Annotated in this window: 19 protein-coding genes; 9 read left to right on the top strand and 10 right to left on the bottom strand. The window is 32.5% G+C overall.

Annotated features, from left to right (window positions below; all coding sequences use genetic code 11):
* The first annotated feature begins 59 nt into the window (after positions 1-59).
* Entirely contained in the window at positions 60-2,897 is a 2,838-nt protein-coding gene (locus tag QZ357_RS02550) for a UPF0182 family protein (protein WP_290771449.1), read from the top strand.
* A gap of 63 nt (positions 2,898-2,960) precedes the next feature.
* Here the strand turns inward: QZ357_RS02550 and QZ357_RS02545 are convergent, their stop codons facing one another.
* The 3 genes from QZ357_RS02545 to QZ357_RS02535 form a co-directional block, all read right to left on the bottom strand.
* A complete protein-coding gene (locus QZ357_RS02545) occupies positions 2,961-4,583 on the bottom strand; it encodes a hypothetical protein (protein WP_290771447.1) in 1,623 nt (540 codons plus the stop codon).
* 131 nt (positions 4,584-4,714) lie between these two features.
* Positions 4,715-6,724 carry a ferrous iron transport protein B gene (gene feoB, locus QZ357_RS02540; RefSeq protein WP_290771445.1) on the bottom strand — a complete coding sequence of 670 codons (2,010 nt, stop codon included), beginning with the start codon at positions 6,722-6,724 and terminating at the stop codon, positions 4,715-4,717.
* A complete protein-coding gene (locus QZ357_RS02535) occupies positions 6,717-6,950 on the bottom strand; it encodes a ferrous iron transport protein A (RefSeq protein WP_290771443.1) in 234 nt (77 codons plus the stop codon). Before QZ357_RS02535 ends, feoB begins: the two co-directional genes overlap by 8 nt.
* Positions 6,951-7,154: 204 nt before the next feature.
* Here QZ357_RS02535 and QZ357_RS02530 point away from each other — a divergent pair, with 204 nt between their 5' ends.
* On the top strand, positions 7,155-8,384 hold the full coding sequence (locus tag QZ357_RS02530) for a DNA polymerase IV (protein WP_290771441.1): 1,230 nt from the start codon (positions 7,155-7,157) through the stop codon (positions 8,382-8,384).
* Between the two features lie 64 nt (positions 8,385-8,448).
* Here the strand turns inward: QZ357_RS02530 and QZ357_RS02525 are convergent, their stop codons facing one another.
* Positions 8,449-9,030, bottom strand: coding sequence for a DUF5662 family protein (locus QZ357_RS02525; protein ID WP_290771439.1), 582 nt, complete (start codon positions 9,028-9,030; stop codon positions 8,449-8,451).
* A 250-nt stretch (positions 9,031-9,280) separates the two neighbouring features.
* On the opposite strand from QZ357_RS02525, the gene QZ357_RS02520 reads away from it, so the two are divergent.
* Positions 9,281-9,544 (top strand): DUF6809 family protein, encoded by a 264-nt coding sequence (locus QZ357_RS02520; RefSeq protein ID WP_290771437.1) that lies wholly within the window; start codon positions 9,281-9,283, stop codon positions 9,542-9,544.
* A 20-nt stretch (positions 9,545-9,564) separates the two neighbouring features.
* Here the strand turns inward: QZ357_RS02520 and QZ357_RS02515 are convergent, their stop codons facing one another.
* The gene (locus tag QZ357_RS02515; protein WP_290771435.1) at positions 9,565-9,921 is read right to left on the bottom strand and encodes an arsenate reductase family protein; all 357 of its coding nucleotides are present in this window, start codon (positions 9,919-9,921) and stop codon (positions 9,565-9,567) included.
* 409 nt (positions 9,922-10,330) lie between these two features.
* Between QZ357_RS02515 and QZ357_RS02510 the strand changes: the two genes are divergently transcribed.
* The 5 genes from QZ357_RS02510 to QZ357_RS02490 all read left to right on the top strand — a co-directional run bounded on the left by QZ357_RS02510 (position 10,331) and on the right by QZ357_RS02490 (position 17,080).
* The gene (locus QZ357_RS02510; RefSeq protein WP_290771433.1) at positions 10,331-12,784 is read left to right on the top strand and encodes a DUF5979 domain-containing protein; all 2,454 of its coding nucleotides are present in this window, start codon (positions 10,331-10,333) and stop codon (positions 12,782-12,784) included.
* A 104-nt stretch (positions 12,785-12,888) separates the two neighbouring features.
* Positions 12,889-14,673, top strand: a complete 1,785-nt coding sequence (locus QZ357_RS02505; protein ID WP_290771431.1) for a TIGR03960 family B12-binding radical SAM protein — start codon at positions 12,889-12,891, stop codon at positions 14,671-14,673.
* Positions 14,663-15,334, top strand: coding sequence for a TIGR03936 family radical SAM-associated protein (locus QZ357_RS02500; RefSeq protein ID WP_290771428.1), 672 nt, complete (start codon positions 14,663-14,665; stop codon positions 15,332-15,334). The genes QZ357_RS02505 and QZ357_RS02500 overlap by 11 nt, the downstream gene beginning before the upstream one ends.
* Positions 15,335-15,403: 69 nt before the next feature.
* The gene (gene efp / locus QZ357_RS02495) at positions 15,404-15,967 is read left to right on the top strand and encodes an elongation factor P (protein ID WP_290771426.1); all 564 of its coding nucleotides are present in this window, start codon (positions 15,404-15,406) and stop codon (positions 15,965-15,967) included.
* A gap of 147 nt (positions 15,968-16,114) precedes the next feature.
* On the top strand, positions 16,115-17,080 hold the full coding sequence (locus QZ357_RS02490; protein ID WP_290771424.1) for an NAD(P)H-dependent glycerol-3-phosphate dehydrogenase: 966 nt from the start codon (positions 16,115-16,117) through the stop codon (positions 17,078-17,080).
* 34 nt (positions 17,081-17,114) lie between these two features.
* On the opposite strand, the gene QZ357_RS02485 is transcribed toward QZ357_RS02490, so the two are convergent.
* The 5 genes from QZ357_RS02485 to hisS all read right to left on the bottom strand — a co-directional run bounded on the left by QZ357_RS02485 (position 17,115) and on the right by hisS (position 23,182).
* Positions 17,115-19,031 carry an aconitate hydratase gene (locus tag QZ357_RS02485; protein ID WP_290771422.1) on the bottom strand — a complete coding sequence of 639 codons (1,917 nt, stop codon included), beginning with the start codon at positions 19,029-19,031 and terminating at the stop codon, positions 17,115-17,117.
* Positions 19,032-19,154: 123 nt separating this feature from the next.
* Entirely contained in the window at positions 19,155-19,694 is a 540-nt protein-coding gene (locus tag QZ357_RS02480; RefSeq protein WP_290771420.1) for a DapH/DapD/GlmU-related protein, read from the bottom strand.
* Positions 19,695-19,900: 206 nt separating this feature from the next.
* A complete protein-coding gene (locus QZ357_RS02475; protein WP_290771418.1) occupies positions 19,901-20,119 on the bottom strand; it encodes a DUF896 domain-containing protein in 219 nt (72 codons plus the stop codon).
* Complete coding sequence (aspS, locus tag QZ357_RS02470) at positions 20,119-21,906, bottom strand: aspartate--tRNA ligase (protein WP_290771416.1); 1,788 nt, start codon at positions 21,904-21,906, stop codon at positions 20,119-20,121. Before aspS ends, QZ357_RS02475 begins: the two co-directional genes overlap by 1 nt.
* A 1-nt stretch (position 21,907) precedes the next feature.
* Positions 21,908-23,182 (bottom strand): histidine--tRNA ligase, encoded by a 1,275-nt coding sequence (hisS, locus tag QZ357_RS02465; RefSeq protein ID WP_290771414.1) that lies wholly within the window; start codon positions 23,180-23,182, stop codon positions 21,908-21,910.
* A 577-nt stretch (positions 23,183-23,759) separates the two neighbouring features.
* Here hisS and thiC point away from each other — a divergent pair.
* Positions 23,760-25,067 carry a phosphomethylpyrimidine synthase ThiC gene (thiC, locus tag QZ357_RS02460; RefSeq protein WP_290771412.1) on the top strand — a complete coding sequence of 436 codons (1,308 nt, stop codon included), beginning with the start codon at positions 23,760-23,762 and terminating at the stop codon, positions 25,065-25,067.
* Positions 25,068-25,262: the final 195 nt, after the last annotated feature.

The following is a 25,262-nucleotide window of genomic DNA, read 5'->3' as shown; positions in this document are numbered from 1 at the left end:
TTGTTGGTGCAACTTTAATATAATAAAAATATATTTTATTTGAAATTACAGAGGAGAATATGAAATTTAAGAATATTATTGACGGAGAATTTGAAGAGGTAAACGAAAGTACCTCTTATGGGGAACGTAAGAAGTCAAAAGATAAACATAACAAAAAACCAAAGAGAAAAAGTATAAAAGGGCGTACGGCATTATTTACCGTTTTGGGGATTATAGCTTTAGTTTTGTTATTTCTTTATATAATTAACGATTACTATATTGAATATTTGTGGTTTAATGAAGTAGGTTACTTAGATATATTTTTTAAAGAAATAAAGTCAAAGATTATACTTGGTGTTCCGTTTTTTATCGTTATGTTTTTTATATCGATGTTTTACTTTAATTTTCTGTTTAAAGCAATTAAAGAGGGATATAGCAAAGATAATGGGTATGGAAAGAAAATAAAATGGGTTTTAGCTGTTTTTTATTCATTGGTGACAAGTATAACTTTTATATCAACACTTTGGTATGAATTTTTGGAGTTTAAAAATTTTGTTTCGTTCGGGCAGGCGGATAGTTTGTTTGGGAAAGATATATCATTTTATATTTTTAAACTTCCTTTTTTGATGGATTTGTGTAAATTACTGTTTTCTGCCGCTTTATTGTTATTCGTTATAACCATGATTATTTTTGCAATATTAAAGGTTATGAATCGTAGGGATATCGGTATAGATAAACAAAGGGGAGTAACAAGAGAAGAAAAAATAGGATTCTTTATGAAAATATGGGAATTCTTTAAAGTTCCTGTTAGTATATTTTTATTTATATTATTTTTACTCGGCGGTTTTTACAGTTACCTTTCTATGTTTAATGTACTTTATTCATCTTCGGGAGTTGTGTACGGAGCAACATACAGTGATGTTTTATTAACCGTGAATATGTATAAATTCTTTTGTGGATTTATGATTTTTGCTGCTGTTTTATCTTTAATATGTGGGCTTAAAAGTAAACTCAAACCTATAGTAATATGTATATGTATTATTCCTGTTGTTTATTTGTCGGTCGGGGGGATAAAAGTTCTTGTTGAAAATTATATTGTCGTTCCTAATGAATATGCAAAAGAACAAAAGTATATAGAAAATAACATATCCATGACGAGAAAAGCTTACAATATTGATGATGTTGAAGTTAAAAGTTTTAAAGCCGACAATAATTTAACTGCTAAAGATATTGAAAATAATTCTGTTACCATAGGAAATATTCCTATAAATGATTTTATGCCTACTTTGGATGTATATAATTCCCTACAGGGATTTAGATCGTATTATACATTCAAAGATGTGGATGTAGACAGATATAAGTTGGATGAAGTGGCAACTCAGGTATTCATTTCGGTAAGAGAGATGGAACCTTCAAATAAAGAAAATGCGAGAAGTTGGGTTAACAAACATCAAAAGTATACTCACGGATATGGGACTGTTATTTCTCCCGTAAATGAAATAAATGAATCAGGTCAACCAGTGTTGATACAAAAAGATATTCCTGCAAACAGTGTTTATAATAATCTTAAATTGAAAGAACCGAGGATTTATTATGGGGAAGAAAGCGATGATTATATCGTTGTAAACTGTAAAAGTAAAGAATTTGATTATCCTGAAGGGGAGAATAATGTTGAGAATAAATATACCGGAAGCGGTGGAATAAAGCTCAACTTATATAACAGGATTGCGTTTTCTATTGATAATATGAGCAGCCGTTTGTTATTTTCATCGGATATAACTTCTGAAAGCAAAATTCTTATGAGAAGGCAAATCAGTGAAAGGGTTAGAACTATTGCTCCTTTTTTGACTTATGACAAGGATCCGTATATTGTAAATTCGGGGGGTAGGTTATATTGGATTATGGATGCATTTACAAAAACTGATAAATATCCATATTCTGCACCTTCGAAATTCGAAGATGGAACTACGTTTAATTATATACGTAACTCTATAAAAGTTGTTATAGATGCGTATAACGGTACAGTAAATTTTTATCAAGTGGATAAGAATGATCCTATAGCTTCAACTTACGCGAAAATATATCCTGACTTTATTAAGCCTATAGAGCAAATGGATAAGACGTTGAGAGAACATCTAAGATATTCGGAAGTTCTTTTCAATATTCAAAATGAAATGTATGAAACTTACCATATGACCAATTCTCAGGTTTTTTATAATAAAGAAGATCAGTGGCAGGTTGCAAAACAGTTTTACGGTACATCAAAAGAGGCTGTGGACGTTAACAGTTCGTATTTGATGATGAAGCTTCCTGACAGAGATAAAGAAGAATTTATGATTATCTCTCCGTTTACTCCAAAAAATAAAAATAATATGGTGGCATGGATGGCAGGGATATGTGACGGTGAAGATTACGGGAAATTAAAAGTGTATCAATTCCCTAAGCAAAAATTGGTTTATGGTCCTATGCAGATAGAGCAGAGAATTGATCAGGATACACAGATTGCGCCTCAGCTTAATTTACTTTCTCAAGTAAGCAGTGAAGTGTCAAGAGGTAATATGTTAACAATACCGATAGAAGACAGTATACTTTATGTTGAGCCTATATACGTAAAATCAAGCACTGAACAGATGGCTCTTCCGGAGGTAAAAAAAGTGGTTGTTGCGTATGGTAATAAAATAGTTATGAGAGATTCTTTAAGTGAAGCCATAAATGCAATTTTTAATTTAGGTCAAGGCAGTGATATATCCGAAAGTAATAAGTCCGAAAGTACTACCAATGCTAAAGAATCTTTGGAAGAAAAAGCAAGAGATTTACTTGCCAAGGCAAAAAGTGCTCAAGCAAAAGGCGATACTAAAGCTTACAATTCTTATATGACTGAATTGGAAAAAGTATTGAATTCTCTAAGTAATAATTAAATTTTAATTATGATGTTTATAAAAAAAAGACTTGTTTAAAACAAGTCTTTTTTATATGTTATTTTAGAAGAATAGAACAGTTTGAGCTAATATAAGTCCGTTTAAAATCAATGACTGTATTAGCGCATTCAGTCTTGTGGGGGAATCCACTGCTTTTAAAAGCTTACCTACTGCAAGTACAAATATGATTATACATCCAAGTCCTAGGAAATCCACAGCCAAAGCAAATTGTCCCATGAATAAAAGTACCAAAGCAATTATTAATATAACGAGGAAGTTGAATGATGACATTATAAATCTTTGTAATTGATTTGCTATCATAACATCCTTTTCTCTTTCTTCCACATAAAATATAAAGTAACATAGGATTGTTGAGAATATAATCCAAAATGTTTTCATTGAGAATATGTTAAAAACTATATTGCTTCCTGATATCGAAAGGAGATACAGCATTATAATAACCAATCCTCCTATGAATAATCCGCCTTTTATATTTTTCTTAGGGTCTTTATAGAATATTTTACTTCCGAGGTCGCAAGCAAAGTCTGTTTTGTAATAAAGGTAAAATACGACAATTCCGTAACAAGACAAAAGTGATATTTTTACCAAAGAAAAATACGGAATCGGCATTATCGGGCTGAATAAAAAGTATATTGCAACCGGAAGAAGAAATACCATTATGTATGCGGGTATTATTGCCAGTAATTTTGAAATTACAAATTCTTTGTTGAATGGTATACTTCCTTTTTCTTTATAATAATCTTTTGCGAATGTTTTATATGATAAGATTATTATTACAAGAGCCAGAATGCTAAGCATCCAGGTTGCCGATGTTTTTAGGGGTAGAAGTTTATTAGGGGTATATTCGTATCCGTCTCTTGCCGCAATATAGCTTACAGTTTCGTTTATTATTTTACTATTCATTATTTCATTAATCGGCAGTACGTTTTTAGCTATTGTCAAGGTGACATCATTTTCGTTTGTAGCCCCCGTATATCCTTGTTCTAGCCTTGCTTTTAAAGCTTCGTTTTCTTTAACACTGGATTTATTGTTTAAATTGGATGTTATTAGATGTATGTTTTCTCCCGGATTTGAAGCATTCAAATCTTTCATAAAAGATACGTTTTCTTCTTTTACAAAATTTATTACATCTAAATCTATTTTTGATAATATATTGGTGTCTGTCGATATAAGTGTTAAGTCTTTTGGATTGAAAAATCTCTTTGTTGCGGTTTGCAGTGCTGTTCTTGCACTTGCTCCGTTTGCAACTATATGTATATTTTCTTCATTTAATTTTGCCATTTGGGAGAATGCAACAACACCTGTGTAGTATTGTTCTGCCAAATATTCGTTTTGTTTATATCCAAATTCAATACTTCCCTTGGTATAGCCCTGACTTGGAAGATCAAATACATAAACATGGTATCCTAATTTTGCAAACTCTTCTACCATAAACCAAGTATCTTTTGCGTTTTGATTTAGGTCGTTTATGATAAAAACTCCCATATCTTTTGTCCCTTTGTGATATCTGGCTGATATTTTTAGTTCATCAAGGTTGTAATATTCAACTTTATCCATCTTGTAATATGTATTTGTTGCGTATACCGAGGCTAAGCATCCTGTAATAAATACTCCTATGAGTATAATTAAAAGTAAATTTAGTTTTGATTTGATTTTTAATTTCATATTTAATCCTCTTAGGTAAGGTGTTTTTTTATTTTTCAGCTAAATATTATACCATAAACTTCCCTTTTTAACAACTGCAAGAGATAATGGGTATACTCAAAAAAGCACTCCGGAAAAGAGTACTTTTTTATTTAGAATATTAACTTAGCTATATTGTAGACTATAAATGCGAGTATATATGCAATTCCCGTTTGATATAATGCCGTAAGGGCTGCGCCTTTAAACGTTCCTATTTCTCTTTTTGTAGCTGCGAAGGCTGCCGCGCATGGCATATATAATAATGTGAACGTAAGAAATGACATTGCAGCAGGAAGAGACATCATTGAAGAGAGTACTCCCGGAAGTGTTGTGAGCGTCGTTCCTGTCAATATTGCCAAAGTGCTGACAACAACTTCTTTTGCGCTGAGCCCCGCAATTAAGGCCGTAACAAATTTCCAGTCTCCGAATCCCAACGGTTTGAATATTACTGCTAAAGTATTACCCACATGTGCAAGCATGCTTTCAGAAGGTGATGCTACCATATTAAGTCTAAAGTTAAAGTTTTCCAGTAACCATATAAGTACGCTTGCGACAAATATGATTGTAAAAGCTTTTGTTACAAAATCCTTTGCTTTGTCGTAGCTGAGTCTTGTCAATGATTTTATTGAAGGTAATCTGTAAGGAGGCAACTCCATAACAAACGGCATGGACTCTCCTTTGTATATTGTGTTTTTAAGTAAATATCCCGATATAATTGCACTTGCTATTCCCAGTAAGTATAGACATATCATTACCAAAGGAAGATTGTCTTTGAAAAAAGCAGCAGCAAAAACTGTATATATAGGTAGCTTTGCACTGCAGGACATGAAAGGAGTAAGCAATACTGTCATTTTTCTGTCTCGGGAAGAAGTTAGTGTTCTGGTTGCCATTATTCCCGGCACCGAACATCCGAATCCTATAAGCATGGGAACAAAACTCTTTCCGCTAAGCCCGATTTTTCTAAGGGGCTTGTCCATTATGAAAGCTATTCTTGCCATATATCCACTGTCTTCGAGAAGGGATAAGAAGAAGAATAGTGTTACGATTATCGGAAGGAATGACAATACGGTTGAGACTCCGTTATATATTCCGTCCGTTATCAGGGAGTGGATAGTAGGGTTTATTTGTGCAGCATTAAGAGCTATGTCCAATCCTATTCTCAATTGCTCGAGGAGCATTTCAAAAATGTTGCTTAAAAAAGCGCCTATTACTCCGAATGTTAAATAAAATATTGAACCCATAATCAAAATAAATATCGGTAGGGCAAAATATTTGTTTGTAAGTATATTATCTATTTTTACGCTTTGTATATGTTCTTTTGTATGATTTACTTTATGTACGCACTTTTTACAAAGTTGCTCTATATAGTCATATCGCATTTCCGCTATGGCAGCTTCTCTGTCGAGACCTACATCGTTTTCCATTTCATCGACTATATGTTTTATTATATCTTTATCTGCCGGACTCAGTTCAAGTTTATCTTCCAGAAGTTCATCGCCTTCAACTATTTTTGACACACAAAACCTTACCGGAAGTTGTTTTTCTTCTGCATTTGCTTCAATAATATGAGATATTGCATGTATTGCTTTATGTATATATCCGCTGCAAAAGTCTATTTTCCCTCTATAACTGTGTTCTTCTATCAAATCGGTTGCTACCGCTATAAGTTCTTCCGTTCCTTGCTGTTTTGCTGCTTGAATAGGTATGCAGTCCACATGTAAAGTTGATGCTATTTTATCGATATCTATACTGTTGCCGCAGGCAATTACTTCGTCCATCATGCTTAATGCTATTACCATGGGTATATTTAATTCCAACAACTGAAGTGTAAGGTATAGATTTCTTTCTATATTGGTAGCGTCGATTATATTTATTATTAAATCGGGTTTTTCTTCCATAAGGAAATTTCTTGTGACAATTTCTTCGCTTGTATATGGAGAAAGGGAATATATACCCGGTAAATCTATAAGATTAATATTTTCGTGACCTTTTATTACTCCCTCTTTCTTGTCTACCGTTACTCCCGGAAAATTCCCGACGTGAGCATTGCTTCCTGTGAGAGCATTGAAAAGAGTGGTCTTCCCGCAGTTTTGATTTCCGATTAAAGCAAAGGTTTTACTCATTCTCTATTACCTCTACTTCTATTTTTTTTGCATCTTCTTTTCTGAGGGTAAGTTCAAACCCTCTGAGATTTATTTCAATAGGATCACCAAGGGGAGCTACTTTTCTCATTAAAACTACTGTTTTGGGAATTAGTCCTATATCAAGCAGACGCCTTCTTATTTCTTTGCTTCCGCCCGTACTTTTTATAATTGCTTTTTGTCCTATTTGCAATTTATCCAACGTCATTTTTTATCCTCGCTTTGTTTGTTAGCTTTTGCTATTGTACAATTATACATTGTTTTTTTACTTTAAGTCAATAATATTGTCCAATATTAACTTTTGTTAATGTTAATATTACGAAAAATACAAAACGGATTATTTTATGAACAAATGTTTGATTTGATTAGTGTGTTGTGTTATATTTATATTATAAGAAAGGAAAAACAAAAAATGGAGAGAATTGTATTTCATATAGATGTTAATTCTGCTTTTTTGTCTTGGCAGGCTGCTTATAATAAACATATGGGATATAATGTAAAAGACTTGAGAAGTATTCCTGCTGTTGTCGGAGGAGATGAAAAAAACAGAAGAGGGGTTGTGTTGGCTAAATCCGAAATTGCAAAGAAGTACGGTGTAAGGACGGGTATGAGTTTATTTGAGGCAAGAAAACTATGTCCTGTATTGGTTTCGGTAAAACCTGATTTTAAAATATACAGAATGTATTCCGATAAATTATTTAATTTGTTGAGTGAGTATTCGGATACAATAGAACGTTATTCCATTGACGAATGTTTTCTCGATTATACGGGTAGTTTGAAGTTGTTCGGTAGTCCTGAAAAAGTTGCTTATGAAATAAAGGAGAGGGTGAAAAGGGAATTGGGATTTAGTGTAAATATAGGTATTTCCACCAATAAGCTTTTGGCGAAGATGGCAGGTGATTTAATGAAACCGGATAAAGTCATTACATTGTATCCCAAAGAAATTGAGGAAAAAATGTTTCCGCTGAATATAAGCGAGCTATTTATGGTTGGAAGAAAAACAAAAGAAAAATTAAATAATTTAGGAATATATACTATAGGAGATTTAAATCGTTGTTCTCTCGATTTTCTTATTGCTCACTTTAAAAAAGCTCAGGGGATTATGCTTTATAATTATTCTCATGGGATAGACGAAAGCGAAGTGAGCATGAAAAATGAAATTAAATCAATAGGTAACAGTACGACCTTGGGCAAAGATGTTACCAATATAAATGAAGTAAAAAGAATTTTGCTTTCTTTGAGTGACAGTGTCGGAACAAGACTAAGGAAGAATAATTACAAAGGCAATGTTATAAATGTCAGTATAAAAAACAGTTCTTTTTATTTATATTCGCACAGAAAGACTTTATCGTACTTTACGAGCTCAACAAATACGATATATGAAGAATCCGTTAAATTGTTTTTAGAATTTTGGAATAAAGATCCTATACGCCTTTTGGGAATAAGTGTAAGCGGGTTTGATAACGCAGGTATCAACCAGCTTTCTCTTCTAGACAGAAAAGAAGAGAATGAAAAAATGGCAAGAGTTGAGAGAGTTATGGATAACATAAGGTTAAGTTACGGTAAAGATATTATAAAAAGAGGTGTTCCCGAAGAGAGAACACAAAAAAACGTTATGAACAAATTGGATTATTTTAAATAATCTGATTATAAAGGATATTTTTACAAGCATAAATCAGTATTTCTGTTGTAAAAATAAAAAGTTTCTAATGCAAAATCAGTTCTCCGTTTTCAAAGTGATAATCACCGTCTTTATTTTTAAGCAATGTGTTTTTAATATATTTTAATAAATAATCCTCACCTTTATCTTTCAGCATAGTAAGCAAGTATTCGGTGAGTTCTTCGCTGTCTTTGTCGATTACATAAAAATCTTTTCCGTTTACAAAGTAATCTAAAGGACTTTTAAGAGTGTAGTTATCTTTTAAATAATTTTTTGAAGCGCTCATTCTATCTATAACCATTTCGGCAACATATTTTTTAGGCATTTTGACGCCTGCCAGTCCTTCGTGCGGATTTGTTTTATAGTCAATCCAGTACTCGAAATGATGCTTGTTTCGTCCTTTATGATGAAGCCAGCCTTTTGAGTGCCCTGTTATTTCTTTTTCTTTGCTGATAGGACTTCTTTCTCCTCCTTGATAATATTTCACTCCGGAAAAAAACTCTATGGGAGTATACTTTGATAAATCGTGAAGTAGCCCTTGTTTGTAGAGTCCTGCTTTAAAACATGATTTTATAACCATTAGTTTATGTTTGTTTATTGTATTTAAATGTCCAAAAAAATTATTCATTATAAAAGCTCCTATTTCCCTTATTTGCTATTATACCACTATTTATATAGTATAGCAGAAAGAAATGTATAAATTTTATTTAAAATATTACTTTTTATATATTATGGGCAAATGTAATTTGCGTGATTAAAAAGTGACTTGTTTATGCTGTTTTATTGATTAAGTACTAACCGTTAAATATAATAGGATTAAAGTAAAGTTATTTTAGTTTGAAGGTCGACCTTAGAAAATTTTTAACGGGGGGTTTATAATGAATAATCTGTTAATCGATTTATATGAAGGCAATATTAATCCGAGTGAATATATTGATACGATTATTGATGAATATGAAGTTGAGCTTAGGGAAAAAACAATTTTAGAAGAAAAGTTTTGTTCTAAGCTGGATGAAAATATGCAAAATGAATTTTATAATATTTTAGAAAGATGGATAAAAGTTTATCCTATGGAACTTAGGAATTCATTTATAGAGGGATATAAGCTTGGATGCAGGATGACAAATGAAATTTACAAATAAAAAAGGAGATTTCTCCTTTTTTATTTTATTTTATCTTGCCATTCTTTTTCTTTAAATCCCGTAAGAATAATATTATTTTTAATTATAATAGGTCTTTTTACCAACATTCCGTCAGATGCCAAAACTTCAATCATTTCTTCTTCACTCATATTTTGCAATTTATCTTTTAAGTTAAGTTCTCTGTATTTCATTCCGCTTGTATTAAAAAATCTTTTTATCGGAAGTCCGCTGTTTTCTATCCATTCTTTTAATTCTTCTTTTGTTGGGTTTTCCTCGATTATATGTCTTTCGTCAAATTCTATATTATACTCTTCTAGCCATTTTTTTGCTTTTTTGCAAGTTGAACATTTAGGGTATTCTAAAAATAAATATTTCATTTGATTCCTCCTTTTTTATATTATAACAAATTTGTAAAGATATTGTTATAATACTGCTTTATTTTACTTAAAATTCTTAAACAAGATTTTTATTGATATATTAAAATTCTTTTTTATAGTGAGATAAAAGTATACTTTTTAATGCAATAAAAAATATTAAATCAAAATAAGAAAAATGAAATGAAAAAATACATTTTATAAATTATTGCCACATAAGATTTTCTTATTTGAAATATTTTGCATTTTATACAAAAAGTATACTTTTTGTAACAAGGAATTTTTTCTATTTTTATTTCACAATACATGTATTTATGTATTATTTCCCAATAAAAATTATGATATATCCTATTTTTTTCATTATAGCATAAGTGTCAAAAAAAGTATGATTTATTTAAATTAAGGAGGATATATGATGCTTTTTAAATGTAAAAAAATATTTGTCTTATTTGTGTTTATTTCTGTATTTTTTATTTGTGGAAATGTATATGCTTCGAATGTTCAATCTGATTATGAAGCTACAAGCGTAAAAGAAATAGAAGACATTATAAATAATTCTACTGAAGATAAAGTGAATATAAAAATAAAATCCGATATTATGGTAGCGGAAACAATAAATATTCCATCAGGCAAAGATGTTAGCTTTACCGGTGGCGGGACTTTAGTAAGAGATAACTCCTTTAATACAGACTATGACGGATTAATCGTAATAGAAAAAGGCGGAAAGTTGACCGTTGACGGTGTTTCTGTTAACGGTAATAATATAGAGGTACATTGTAATGAAAATGGAAGCCTTATTGACTGTGAAGGTAAGTTCTTGTTAAAAAGCGGTAAGTTTTATAATGATAATCATTATGGATATTGGAGCAGTACGATAAATGTTATTGGATCTGAGTCTGAATTTATTATGGAAGGAGGTTCCCTGGAAAATAATATTGTTGCAAATAAGAAAGGCGGAGGAGGCCAAGCTCAAGATTGTGGGATTGTCGGTGTATATAAAGGAGGAACTTTTAAGCTTAAATCAGGAAGCATAAAGAATAATGTATTGGATATAAACGGTACTATAGCTACTTCTGTTGTATATGTTACTCCTGAATTTTACGGCTATGAAAGTAATGATTCATATTTTTATATGACCGGTGGGGAAATAATAGATAACAAAGCTAACTATGGCGGAGTATTTATCGGGGTTTTTAGTCAGCCGAAATATACAAATGAAGCTTATTTTACAATGGATGACGGTCTTATTGCCAATAATGAAGCTTTGCGTAATTATAACAGTGGTGGATACGGTGGCGGTGTTATGGTAAATTTAAGCGGTAATTTCACTTTGAATAAAGGTACAATAAAAGGGAATAAGGCCAGAATAGGCGGAGGTATTGCCGTAAATGACGGTTTTGTGACTCACGGAGCAATGGATGCAGGGTTTGATCATAATGATTGGATCAATAAATATCATTGTCCCGGAGCCTTTACAATGAATGGCGGAACAATAGAAGATAATGAAGCAAAGGATTATGCAACAGGAGATGAAGGTTGTGGCGGCGGAGTATATGTTGCTTCAAACAAAGTTGTTTTAAACGGCGGAAAGATTCAAAACAATAAAGCCGAAAGACAAGGGGGCGGTGTATACGTAGGCTGTGTTCCTTATGTTCTCCAGATGAATGATGTTGTCATAACAGAAAATAATGCAGACATTGGGGGAGGGTTATGGTTCTGTCCTACGGGCACCGTAGAGATATCTGTTAAAAACGGAGGAGCTGTATTTGATAATAATGCATCAACTTCCGGTGATGATTTTATGGCTGAAAATAAAAATGATGATGAACAGAAAAAATATTATGCTTACCTTTCAAGCAGGATGCTTGGAGGAGGTAAAACAGTGTGGTATGAAGATAAGGAAGATGCAAGGTATGCCGATACCGATAATCCTATAGAGATGTCGGAAACAAATGTAAATATACCTGTAAAAGAAAATATATATCTTCATGCCGATACATCAGCAGGCGCAAAAGAAATTGCGAATAAGGAAAAAAGATTGGTTATTCAAAATAATGAATCAGTCAAAGGTGGCGGGGTTGGTTCCAACGGTGCAATAAAAATAGGTCAAAGGGATAATGATGAGTTGGAACTTAGAGTAGAAAAGGCTTTTTCTGCCGATTTTCCCGAAAATTTAAAGCCTGAAAGTATAAAAGTATATTTGACTATTGATGGTATTAAAACGGACTATATAGAGCTAAAAAAAGAGAACGGATATAAAGGGAAATTTACGCATTTGCCGAACAGAGAAGATGTGTTAAAAAAATATTATATTGTTGAAGAATTTTCAGATATTTCCAAACCTGTTTATAGCGATGCTGTACTTAGCGGGAATGTAATTAAAATAAAATTAACAAATTATTTTAATAAAAGAAAAAACACCGGAGAGCTTAAAATTTCTAAAACAGTTAGCGGTAAGAATATTGACAAAGATAAAGAATTTACATTCAGAGTTTGGTTTAAAGATACCGATAGTGAGTATAAATACGAAGGTTCAAGGAAAGGAACAGTTAAAAACGGCGGAACGATTAAGTTAAAACATTCACAGAGCGTGATAATAAAAGGACTTCCTGTCGGTACATCATATAAAGTCGAGGAAGAAAAATCTGAAGGATATAGAGTGAAAAGCCGCGGAGAGATAGGTACAATTTCAAAAGAGATGTCTATTGCCAGTTTTGAAAATATAAAAAACAGTGGTATATATGAGTTATTGACACCGGATACATCCGATGATTCCTCTTTATTTAGAAATGGCGGTATATTGATTTTATCTGCACTGGGTTTATATATTTCATTTATGCAGTTGCTTCCTAAAAGAAAAAGATAAAGAATACCACCCTTAAGGGTGGTGTTTTTTATATTCATATTGGATTTTGAAAAAATCACAAAAAAATGTTATAATAAGGCACTAAAAAAATAAGAGGAAATACTATGAATAATTTAAAAGAATATTTATTTGAAAATATACTTCCGAATGTAGAAAAACCATCAAGATATATAGGGGATGAGTTTAACAGTGAGGTTCCAAAAGAAAATCCTGCTGTAAGATTTGCCTTTTGTTTTCCGGATATATATGAGATAGGAATGTCGCATCTCGGAATGAAAATACTTTATGAAGTACTGAATAATGAAGATGATGTAATGTGTGAGAGGGTTTTTGCTCCAAATATGGATATGGTGGAGGAAATGAGGAAACACAACTTTCCTTTGTTTACTTTAGAGAGTTTTTCAAAAGTATCCGACTGTGATTTTGTAGGTTTTACCATTCAATTTGAGATGTGCCTTACTACAATACTTCTTATGCTTGATCTTTCAGGTATACCGTTTTTAGCAAAAGAACGCAGCGAGGAAGATCCTTTGGTTGTATGCGGAGGTCCTTGTACATGCAATCCGGAACCCTTTGCTGATTTTTTTGATTTGATAATGCTGGGAGAAGGTGAAGAAGTGTTGCCGCACTTAATGGATTTATATAAAAATTCTAAGTCTAAGAATGAATTTTTAATTAAAGCCAGCAATGTCGAAGGTGTGTACATACCGAATATTGAGGAAGTAAAACAAGATTATGTTGAAAAGTCTATAATTAAAAATATGAACGAAGTATATGCCATTAAAAAGCCTATAGTTCCATATACTCCTCCGGTTCACGACAGAATATCTTTGGAAGTAATGCGCGGATGTTTCAGAGGATGCAGGTTTTGCCAGGCGGGTATGATATATAGACCTGTAAGACAAAAATCTTTGCCTACTTTGATTGAGCAGGCTGATGCTCTTATAAATAATACGGGATATGAGGAAATGTCTCTTTCGAGTCTCAGCACTACCGATCATTTTCATTGTATGGATTTAGTAAAATATTTGGTTAATAACTATAAAGATAAACGGGTTAATATTTCTTTGCCGTCGCTTAGGATGGATGAATTTTCTCTTGAATTATCAAAAGAAGTCGGCTCCATGAAAAAAGGTTCTTTAACTTTTGCACCTGAAGCGGGAAGTCAAAGAATGAGAAATATAATAAATAAAAACTTAACTGAAGAAGAAATACTATCAACAATAAAAAGAGTGTTTGAAACAGGATATTCAAAAATAAAACTGTATTTTATGATTGGACTTCCTTATGAAACGGATGAAGATATAAAAGGTATAGCAGAACTTGCTCAAAAGATAATTGACATATATTACTCCATTGACAAGAAAAAACGTCCTAAGCCTTTTAAGCTGACCGTCAGTACATCTTGTTTCGTTCCGAAACCTTTTACGGCGTTTCAGTGGTTTCCTCAAAATACAATGGAAGAGTTTCACAGGAAACAACAGTATTTAAAATCAGTAATGCCAAAAGCAGTTACTTATAACTATCATGACAGTAAGCTTTCCATGTTAGAAGCAGTTCTTGCAAAGGGTGAAAGATTTTTGTCAAAAGCAATTATCAAAGCATACGAGAACGGGTGTGTTTTTGATTCTTGGTTTGATCATTTTAATTATGAAGGATGGGTAGACGCAATCAGAAGTATAGGACTAGAACCTCAGGAGTATGCATCAAGAGAAATAGGCTATGAAGATGAGCTTCCTTGGGACAAGTTTGATTATCATATTGACAAAGAATTTTTGATTAGAGAAAACGAAAAGGCAAAAAGAGAAGTTACAACTCCTCCTTGCCATAAACAGTGTTCGGCTTGCGGTATAAGTAAAGCCTATGGGAGGTGTGAATTTGAAGTATAGACTTAAATATATAAAGACAGATAATCTTGTTTTTATATCTCACTTAGATATTTTAAAAGTTATACAGCGTGCATTCAGAAGAGCAAATGTTGATTTGGAGCATTCCAAAGGATTTAATCCTCATCCTAAGGTACATTTTGCACCTCCTCTGCCTTTGTTTACATCCTCAATGGGTGAATATATGGATGTTGAAACAAAAGAAGACTTTAAGCCGGAAGAACTTTTAAAAAGGTTAAATAAAGTTTTGCCAAAAAACTTATGTTTGATTGACGCTAAAAAGCTTGAAGACGGTGCAAAAAGTCTTGGAAAGTCTTTGGATTGTGCCTTATATAGGATTACATTCGACAATTTGTATTGTGAGGATGTTTTTGTTCTTGCAAAAAGAGTTCAAGACTTTATAAATGAGTCGTTAGAACTGAGTATAACGAAAACAAATAAGAAGGGACGGGAGGTTACAAAGAATATAAAGCCGTCTATCTTTGATTTTAAATGCGAGGTTTATGATAATAAACTTATTATAAATACTGCTTTATCTCTTAGAACAGACGAGATACTCTCTCCCGGGAATCTTATTACAGTTTTAAAAGAACAATTTGAAGAATTAAGAAAAACAGATAATATAAAGTTGGAAAAAAAAGATACATTACTATTTTCAAACTAAATTATGTATGATATAATAAATTAAATATGTGAAAAATAAAAGTTTGCAAAATAATTGGAGGTATATATTATGATTTCAGCAGGCGATTTTAGAAACGGTGTTACATTTGAAATGGATGGTGCCGTATATACAATAGTACAATTTCAACATGTAAAACCTGGAAAGGGAAGCGCTTTTGTAAGAACAAAAATAAAAAATATTAAAACCGGTTCAACGGTAGAAAAAACATTTTCACCAAATGAAAAATTCCCTAAAGCAGAATTGACAACAAAAGAAATGCAATATTTATATAATGACGGTGAGCTTTATTATTTTATGGATGGTGAAACATTTGACCAAATTCCATTAAATCATGATCAAGTAGAAGATGCGATTATCTATTTAAAAGAAAATGACAACGCTACAATAAGATTTCATGCGGGAGAAGCTTTCAGCGTAGAACCTCCATTATTTGTTGAATTGGAAATAACTCAAACAGAACCTGGATTTAAAGGTGATACTGCACAGGGCGCTACAAAACCTGCTACTGTGGAAACTGGTGCACAAGTAAATGTTCCTTTGTTTGTTGAAGAAGGCGATGTAATAAGAATCGATACTAGAACAGGGGAATATATGGAAAGAGTTAACAAATAAATTTTTAAGGCCGCTAATTGCGGTCTTTTTTATTTTAAGTAAAATAAGTTACTCATTTTTAAGTTTTCTATATATTAAATATTTATTGAATAATGAATATTTAATATGTACAATATTTTATATAAAATAAATAAAAAGAGGTAAATTATGAAAGTAGGGATACTCGGGTGCGGACGATGGGGAACTTTCCTTGGTTGGTACAGTGATAAAATAGGTCATGACGTAACCATATGGGGAAGAGAAGGCTCTAAGAATTTAAGAGAACTGATAAATACAAGAAAAAACAAATATTTATATTTAAGTGAGAGAGTAAATCTCACATATGATTTAAAGAAAGTAGTTGAAGAAAATGATATTATAATAATTTCGATTTCATCACAACAACTAAGAAGTCTACTAAACAGTATAAAAGAATTTAATTATAAAGATAAAATTTTTATTCTTTGTATGAAAGGAATAGAGATATCGACCGGAGCGAGACTTTCTCAGGTTGCAAAAGAGGTTCTTGGAAATAATGCGAAAATTGCCGTATGGGTTGGTCCGGGGCATGTTCAAAGCTTTGTAAAAGGAGTTCCAAACTGTATGGTTATAGACAGTATCAGTGAAGAAGTAACAAATGAAATCGTAAAAGAATTTTCAAGTGAACTCATAAGACTATACATAGGCGACGACTTGATTGGAGATGAAATAGGTGCGGCTGCAAAAAATGTAATTGGTATTGCAGCAGGAATGCTTGACGCTGTCGGGTATGCTTCTCTTAAGGGTGCTTTGATGGCAAGAGGGGCAAGAGAGGTCTCACGGCTTATAAAAGCTATGGGAGGAAGAGAAATAACAGCTTACGGACTTTGTCATCTTGGAGATTATGAAGCAACATTATTCAGTGAATTCTCCAACAACAGAAAATACGGAGAAAACTTCGTTAGAGGAACTAATGATGAAAATTATCTTGCAGAAGGAGTTACAACCGCTGAAGCATTAATAAAATTAAGTAAAGACTACGATATAGATATGCCTATAACATCAGGGGTAAATGCAGTACTAAAGGGTGAAATAAACCCTCATAAAATGTTAAAAGATATGTTTCTTAGAAGCGTAAAAAAAGAATTTTATTAAAAAGACCGTAAATTACGGTCTTTTTATTTGTAAATTATTTGGTTTTTAAATAATTTATAAGGCCTCCGTTTTTAAGTAACATTCTTTCTCTATCCGATACGGTAAGTCTTAATTTATATTCTTTGTTCTTTGTTTCGTTTTTAATTACAACTTCATCTGTATCAAGTTGTTTTAATACATCTTTTGCACTTAAAACATCATCAATGTCTATAGTATCATAATCGGCTTCATCTATAAATGTTAACGGAACAATCCCATTGTTAATCAAGTTGTTCTTATGAATTCTTGCGAATGATTTTGCAAGAACTGCTTTTACTCCGAGATATAATGGAGCAAGTGCTGCGTGCTCCCTGCTTGAGCCTTGACCATAGTTATCTCCAGCAACAATTATCGAACCTTTTTCTTCCGCTTTTGCTTTTGAGGCAAAGTTTTCGTCAACAGGTTTTAAGCAGAATTCACTTAAATATTCTATATTTGATCTGAAAGGAAGTAGCTTTGCATTTGAAGGCATAATATCATCTGTCGTAATATTATCTCCAAGTTTTGTAACCGCTTTTAATTCAAATTCATCATATATAACGCTTGCTTTGGGGAAAGGTTTTATGTTTGGACCTTTTACGCTGACTTTGTTTTTATCGGGTTTTGGCATAATAAACATATTATCGTTGATAATATATTCACTTGGCTCTTCAACGACAAAATCAATTTTTCCGTAAGGGTCTGCAATTTCACCTTTTATTGCAGAATAAGCAGCAACTTCAGGAGATACAAGATATACATTTGCATCTACAGTCCCACTTCTGCCTTTAAAGTTTCTGTTAAATGTTCTAAGAGATACCCCGCCAGAGTTAGGGCTTTGTCCCATACCAATACAAGGACCGCAACCACATTCAAGTATTCTTGCACCTGCATTTATTAAATCAGAAAGTCCGCCGTCTCTTGAAAGCATATCAAGAACTTGTCTTGAACCGGGAGCAATTGTTAGCGAAACATTATCCGCAATTTTTTTTCCTTTAAGGATTTTTGCTGCTGTCATTAAATCTTCATATGAAGAATTTGTACAACTTCCGATTGAAACTTGAGTTATCTTTGTACCTTCAAGTTCTTTTACATTTTTTACATTATCAGGCGAATGGGGACAAGCCGCAAGAGGTTTTAGTTCACTTAAATTAATTTCAAGATTTTCATCATATTCGCATCCTTCATCTGCACACAAAGGTTTGTAATCTTCTTCTCTGTGCTGAGCTTTAAAGAATTTCAAAGTTACTTCGTCAGAAGGGAAAATAGAAGTTGTTGCGCCGAGTTCGGCACCCATATTTGTAATAGACCCTCTTTGTGATACTGTTAAAGATTTTACTCCTTCTCCGTAATATTCTATTACCTTTCCAACTCCGCCTTTAACTGATAATCTTCTTAAAACTTCAAGAATGACATCTTTTGCACTGACGCCTTTATCCAGCTTTCCTGTGAGTTTTACCCCTACAACTTTAGGCATTGTAAGATAATATTCACTTCCTGCCATTGCAGCAGCAATATCAAGTCCTCCGGCACCTATTGCTATCATTCCAACTCCGCCGCAGGTTGGGGTGTGTGAGTCTGATCCAAGAAGTGTTTCTCCAGGCATAGAAAATCTTTCAAGGTTTAATCTGTGGCAAATTCCGTTTCCTGGACGTGAATAGATAACACCTATTTTATCCGTTACAGTTTGAATATATATATGGTCATCCATATTTTCGGGACCTGTTTGAAGCATATTGTGGTCTATATATGCGACAGAACGTTTCGTTTTTACTTTTTCATCGCTTATTGCTTCATATTGCAAATATGCCATTGTTCCTGTAGAGTCTTGTGTTAATGTATTGTCAATTTTTATTGCAATACCCTCTCCCGGAATCATCTTACCGCTAACAAGGTGGTTTTCCAGGATTTTATATGTAAGAGTTTTTTTCATATATTTATCTCCTTAAAATTTCATTTAAATTATATTATCAAAAAAATTTAGAATTTTCAATAAATATAAGAATATATAACGATGAAAACGTATATTTATGCAGTTTTTTTATTATTTAAAATATTAGAATTTATTTTTATCTAATTTTTTTATTGGTTTTGCGGGATTTCCCGCAACTATTGTATTAGCTTCAACATCACGGGTTACAACGCTGCCTGCTCCTATTATTGCATTTTCTCCTATGGTAACGCCAGGGAGTATTATCGAATTTGCTCCTATCCACGCATTCTTTTTTATATATACATCTTTTATTGTCAATATTTCTCGTTCGTAGAAGTCATGGTTGTTCGTTATGATAGATGTTCCCATTGCAATTCTTACGTTATCTTCTATATAAACATTGCCGGCTGACATACATTTAAAGTATGCATTTATTGATACATTGTTTCCAATATGAATATTTTTTGCGATATTTACATACATCGGAGTCAATATATAGCAATCTCTTCCCATTCCTCCGATAAAAAGTTCTTTTAGTAGCATATTGTATTCATCAGAAAAGGGGCGGGTGTGGTTTAGTTTAAACAGAATTTCATTTGTTCTTTGTATTTCCTTTTCTCTATCTTCACTTTTGATTCTTAAATCAAGTCTTTTTTCTTCCATTTTGTACTCCTTTTGCTCAAATTTAGGATTGATTAAAGAAGTAATAACATATTTTTTTATTAAAATCAATAATATTTACACTTTAAGTTTTGTGATATATAAAATTTTTATCGTCGATTAGTGGAATAAAGATTGCGGTTTTATTCTATAAAAATTGTCTTAAATAAGAAGCAAAACAATAAAAAAGAGCTTTATATAAAGCCCTTTTATTGTTTCTTTTTTTTATTGAATTCTTTTATGGATACCTTGCTTCCGTCTTCTCTTTCAACAACAATGTTATCTACGGTATTTTTAAAATTTCTTCTTATATTTCCAAGATATATTTTATAAAGTTCTTGTTGTTCTTTTAATTCTTCTTCTGTAAGACCGACGGTTTTCTTCTTTTTTGCAAGTTCGTTTATTCTATCAATTTGTTTTTTATCCATTATTCTTCCTCATCTACAACTTCAATGCCAAGTTCTTCAAGTTGTTCTTCACTTACGATACTTGGAGCGTCTGACATTAAGCAAGAGTGGTTTTGTGTTTTAGGGAATGCTATAACGTCTCTTATGTTTTCTGTTCCAACTAAAAGCATAATCATTCTGTCTAAACCAAATGCCAAGCCACCATGTGGAGGTGTTCCGTATTTTAATGCTTTTAATAAGAATCCGAATTTGTTTTCAGCTTCTTCATCAGAGAAACCAAGAACATTGAATACTCTTTGCTGAATATCACCTGAATGTATTCTAATACTTCCTCCTCCCATTTCAACGCCGTTTACTACAAGGTCGTAAGCTTTTGCTCTTACATTTGCAGGATCGCTTTCGAGTTTATCAAGGTCTTCGTCCATTGGCGCAGTGAAAGGATGATGCATTGCTTTAAATCTTTTTTCGTTTTCGTCATATTCAAACATTGGGAAGTTTGTGACCCATAGGAAGTTAAAGCCTTCGTCCATTTTAACATCTGCTTTTTTAGCAATGTGAAGTCTTAAGTTTCCAAGAGAATCGTAAACAACTTTGTTTTTATCCGCAACGATAAATACGATATCTCCGTTTTCTGCTTTAGCTTTTTCTAAAATACCATTTGTTTCTTCTTCGCTTAAGAATTTTGTAATTTGAGATTTGATTGAGCCGTCTTCATTTACTGCAATCCAAGCAAGACCTTTTGCACCATATGTTTTAACATAATCAACCAATGCGTCTATATCTCTTCTTGAGAAGAAGTTTGCAAGACCTTTTGCATTTATTGCTCTTACGCTTCCGCCGTTTTTAATAGGACCTGCAAATACGTTAAATTTACAGTCTTTTAAAATATTGCTTAAATCAAAAAGCTCCATTCCAAATCTTGTATCAGGTTTATCAGAACCAAACCTGTCCATTGCTTCTTGATATTCCATTCTCATGATAGGCGCTTCAATATCATAATCAATTACTTCTTTGAATACTTTTTGAACAAGTCTTTCGTTTACGTCGATTACATCATCAACTTCAACAAAGCTCATTTCAAGGTCTATTTGTGTAAATTCAGGTTGTCTGTCTTGTCTTAAATCTTCATCTCTGAAACATTTTACTATTTGATAGTATCTGTCCATTCCTGCAACCATTAAAATTTGTTTAAATAATTGAGGTGATTGTGGAAGACCAAAAAATTTACCTTTTCTGACTCTGCTTGGAACAAGGAAGTCTCTTGCACCTTCCGGTGTGGGTTTCCCAAGGAAAGGAGTCTCAATTTCCAAGAATCCTTCACTATCTAAGAAGTTTCTTACAATAGAGCATGTCTTTGCTCTTGTAATAAGATTATTTTTAATGCCTTCTTTTCTAAGGTCTAAGAATCTATATTCAAGTCTTGTTGCCTCGTTTGCATTATCTGTTTCATCGATATAAATAGGTGGTGTATTTGCTGTATCAAGAACTTCCATTGTATCAAGTTTAAGTTCAAGTTCACCTGTTTCAATATTTGGGTTGAAGTTTTCTTCATCTCTTAAAACAACTTCGCCTGTTACTTTAAGTACATATTCGTTTCTGATGTGTTCTGCTTTTTCAAATACTTCTTTGTTGATTTCGCTGTTTGCGACAAGCTGCATAATACCGCTTCTGTCTCTTAAGTGTATAAAGATTACTCCTCCAAGGTCTCTTCTTCTTTGTACCCATCCTGTAAGAGTGACAGTTTTGCCTAAATCTTCTTTTGTTATTTCTGCACACATACATGTTCTGTAACTTGTTTTTCTCTTCATTTTATTCTCCTATTTTTCCTTTTATATATTCACATAAATTTTCTATATTAACTTCTTCTTGTTCTTTCGAGCTCATATCTCTTAAAGTATAAACCCCTTTTTGAAGCTCATCTTCACCTAAAATTGCAGTATATTTTGTATTAACTTTATTTGCATATTTCATTTGAGCTTTTAAACTTCTGTCCATTACGTCAATACTGCATTTTATACCGCTGTTTGTAAGTTCTTTAAATGTTTTGAAAGCAACTTTTGAAGCTTCTTTTCCGACAGGAGCCAAATATATATCAATCTCATCATCTTCTACGTTATTTAAAAGCCCTTGCTCTTCCATAATAAGCATTAATCTTTCAAGTCCAAGCCCAAAACCAACTCCAGGAGTATCAGCTCCGCCTATCATTTTAACAAGCCCGTTATATCTTCCGCCGCCGCAGACTGTTCCCTGAGAACCCAGATCAGTTGATACGAATTCAAAGGCTGTTTGTGTATAGTAGTCAAGACCTCTTACAATTTTAGGATCTACCACGAAATCTATATTTGCATTTGAAAGATAATCTTTTACGCTTTCAAAATGTTCGTTACAATCTTCACATAAGTAATTAACCATTAAAGGTGCATCTTTAAGAAGAATTTTACAGTGTTCGTTTTTACAGTCTAAAATCCTCATTGGATTTTTATTAAGCCTGTCTCTGCAATCTTCGCAAAGTTCTCTTTCAAAAGGTTTTACATATTCTTTTAGCTTTTCATAATATGAACTTCTGCATTTTGGACAACCCACACTGTTTACTCTAAGCTGTAAGCCTTTTATTTCAAGTTTTTCAAATAATGTACTTACAAGCATTATTACTTCCGCATCCATACTTGCTGAATATGATCCTATGGCTTCAATTCCGAATTGGTGGAATTGTCGTTGTCTTCCTTTTTGTGGTCTTTCACTTCTAAAACATGATGTAATATAATATAGTTTAGTAGGTGTAATTCCACTTGACATACCATGTTCAATATAAGCTCTTATTACTGAGCTTGTTCCTTCGGGCTTAAGAGCAAATACATCTTTACCTCTATGATTTAGAGTGTACATCTCTTTACTTACAATATCTGTACTTTCTCCTACCCCTCTGTCAAAAAGTGCATAATGTTCAAAATCAGGCACTCTGATTTGCTTATAGTTAAATGTTTTGCATATTTCTTTTATTTTACCCTCAACCATTTCCCATGCTTTTACTTCATCAGGTAAAAGGTCTCTTGTTCCTTTAGGTGCAAATATTTTACTTCCCATTTTATTTCCCTTTCTATATAAAATAAGCCCCTGACATAAAAATTATGTCAGGGACGAGAATGCATTTCCCGCGGTGCCACCCCAGTTGGTATAATACCCGCTTTTATTTGAAATCTTAAGCTTTTAAATGTAAGTTGTTTTTCAAATTAGCAGAGCATAAAAAATGTTTCCAGTCATGACATTTTCTCCCTGATATGATGTTAATTTTACTCTTCTTACAGCCTAATAATCAATTAGTATTATTATAGATTCAAAAGTCTTTAAAGTCAATAATAAAAGTACTTAAGTAATGTTATTATCTCAAGTTTGATATATAAAAATCCATTATTATTTATTTTTTTAATATTTTGTTAGTTAATTGACATGTAAATAATAAAATGTTATTATTAATAATATAAAAAAGAATAGAAAAGCAGGGGAGCTTACGCGTAGGCTGAGAAAAAATGCGAACGAATTTTGACCCTTTAACCTCGTATGGATAATGCCATGATATGTAAGCGATTTATGATTAAAGCAAAGCTTATCCCGAGGATAAGCTTTTTTATTTGTAAACTTACATAATAAAAGGAGAAATAATATGGGTTATTCAACACAGATGGATGCGGCAAGAAAAGGTATCATAACTAAAGAAATGGAAGTTGTAGCAAAAAAAGAGCATATGGATATTAATAACCTTGTAAAGCTCGTGGCAGAAGGTAAGGTTATTATTCCATGTAATAAAAAACATAAATGTATAGACCCAAACGGGGTGGGATCAATGCTTACAACAAAAATTAACGTAAACCTTGGAGTATCAAGAGACTTTAAAGATATGGATCTTGAAGTTGAAAAAGTAAATAATGCTGTAAAAATGGGTGCAGAATCAATAATGGATTTATCTTCTTATGGAGATACAAGAAAATTCAGAAGAAGACTTACAAGTGAATGCCCTGCAATGATTGGTACAGTTCCAATTTATGATGCGGTTGTATACTATCATAAACCTCTTATAAAAATCACGGCAAAAGAGTGGCTTGATATTGTAAGAATGCATGCAGAAGACGGTGTTGACTTTATGACAATACACTGCGGAATTAATAAAGAAACAATAACTAAATTTAAAAGAAACAAAAGACTTACAAATATCGTATCAAGAGGTGGTTCAATCATCTTTGCATGGATGGAAATGACAGGAGAAGAAAACCCATTCTATGAATATTATGATGAAGTTTTAGATATTTGTAGAGAATATGATGTAACTATGAGTCTTGGTGATGCTTGCCGTCCTGGTTCAATAGCAGACGGAACAGACGCAGCTCAAATCGAAGAACTTATTACTCTTGGAGAACTTACAAAAAGAGCATGGGAAAAAGATGTTCAAGTAATGATTGAAGGTCCCGGACATATGCCTCTAAACCAAATAGCAGCAAATATGGAAATACAAAAAACACTTTGTCACGGTGCACCTTTCTATGTACTTGGACCTATAGTAACAGACGTAGCTCCTGGATATGACCATATAACATCTGCTATAGGTGGTGCAATAGCAGCTACATACGGAGCAAGTTTCCTTTGCTATGTAACACCTGCGGAACATTTAAGGCTTCCTAATCTTGACGATGTGAAAGAAGGTATTATTGCGACAAAAATTGCGGCACATGCGGCTGATATTGCAAAAGGAATTCCTCATGCGGCTGATTGGGATAACGAAATGAGTACAGCAAGAAAGAAGCTTGACTGGGAAAAAATGTTTGAACTTTGTATGGATTCTGAAAAAGCAAGAAGATACAGAGAAGAATCAAAACCCGAAAAAGAGGATACTTGTTCAATGTGCGGTAACTTTTGTGCCGTTAAAAATACAAATAGAATTTTAGAAGGCGAAATAGTAAGTATATTTGACGAATAAATTTAATTTAATTTTAAGGGGAGTATATCCCCTTATTTTTTTGTTTTATAAAAATATGTTATATAGTTATTTTTATCTTTTCTTATAAAATTTATTTTTTCTTTTATTTTTCATAAAATAAAAGAAACCTTTATGATAAAAGGTTTCTTTTTTAGGGTTTCAAACTTAATTTTTCTTGTTATTCAACAATTAAGT

It is taken from the genome of Anaerofustis sp. (assembly GCF_019420015.1).
Taxonomy (GTDB): domain Bacteria; phylum Bacillota; class Clostridia; order Eubacteriales; family Anaerofustaceae; genus Anaerofustis.
Note: the sequence above shows the minus strand (reverse complement) of the source record. Positions and strands in the feature narration are given on the sequence as shown.

Excerpts from the sequence above, each read along its gene's own strand:
- QZ357_RS02550 (WP_290771449.1), top strand. The coding sequence starts at position 60 with ATGAAATTTAAGAATATTATTGACGGAGAATTTGAAGAGGTAAACGAA.
- QZ357_RS02545 (WP_290771447.1), bottom strand. The coding sequence starts at position 4,583 with ATGAAATTAAAAATCAAATCAAAACTAAATTTACTTTTAATTATACTC.
- feoB (WP_290771445.1), bottom strand. The coding sequence starts at position 6,724 with ATGAGTAAAACCTTTGCTTTAATCGGAAATCAAAACTGCGGGAAGACC.
- QZ357_RS02535 (WP_290771443.1), bottom strand. The coding sequence starts at position 6,950 with ATGACGTTGGATAAATTGCAAATAGGACAAAAAGCAATTATAAAAAGT.
- QZ357_RS02530 (WP_290771441.1), top strand. The coding sequence starts at position 7,155 with ATGGAGAGAATTGTATTTCATATAGATGTTAATTCTGCTTTTTTGTCT.
- QZ357_RS02525 (WP_290771439.1), bottom strand. The coding sequence starts at position 9,030 with ATGAATAATTTTTTTGGACATTTAAATACAATAAACAAACATAAACTA.
- QZ357_RS02520 (WP_290771437.1), top strand. The coding sequence starts at position 9,281 with ATGAATAATCTGTTAATCGATTTATATGAAGGCAATATTAATCCGAGT.
- QZ357_RS02515 (WP_290771435.1), bottom strand. The coding sequence starts at position 9,921 with ATGAAATATTTATTTTTAGAATACCCTAAATGTTCAACTTGCAAAAAA.
- QZ357_RS02510 (WP_290771433.1), top strand. The coding sequence starts at position 10,331 with ATGATGCTTTTTAAATGTAAAAAAATATTTGTCTTATTTGTGTTTATT.
- QZ357_RS02505 (WP_290771431.1), top strand. The coding sequence starts at position 12,889 with ATGAATAATTTAAAAGAATATTTATTTGAAAATATACTTCCGAATGTA.
- efp (WP_290771426.1), top strand. The coding sequence starts at position 15,404 with ATGATTTCAGCAGGCGATTTTAGAAACGGTGTTACATTTGAAATGGAT.
- QZ357_RS02490 (WP_290771424.1), top strand. The coding sequence starts at position 16,115 with ATGAAAGTAGGGATACTCGGGTGCGGACGATGGGGAACTTTCCTTGGT.
- QZ357_RS02485 (WP_290771422.1), bottom strand. The coding sequence starts at position 19,031 with ATGAAAAAAACTCTTACATATAAAATCCTGGAAAACCACCTTGTTAGC.
- QZ357_RS02480 (WP_290771420.1), bottom strand. The coding sequence starts at position 19,694 with ATGGAAGAAAAAAGACTTGATTTAAGAATCAAAAGTGAAGATAGAGAA.
- QZ357_RS02475 (WP_290771418.1), bottom strand. The coding sequence starts at position 20,119 with ATGGATAAAAAACAAATTGATAGAATAAACGAACTTGCAAAAAAGAAG.
- aspS (WP_290771416.1), bottom strand. The coding sequence starts at position 21,906 with ATGAAGAGAAAAACAAGTTACAGAACATGTATGTGTGCAGAAATAACA.
- hisS (WP_290771414.1), bottom strand. The coding sequence starts at position 23,182 with ATGGGAAGTAAAATATTTGCACCTAAAGGAACAAGAGACCTTTTACCT.
- thiC (WP_290771412.1), top strand. The coding sequence starts at position 23,760 with ATGGGTTATTCAACACAGATGGATGCGGCAAGAAAAGGTATCATAACT.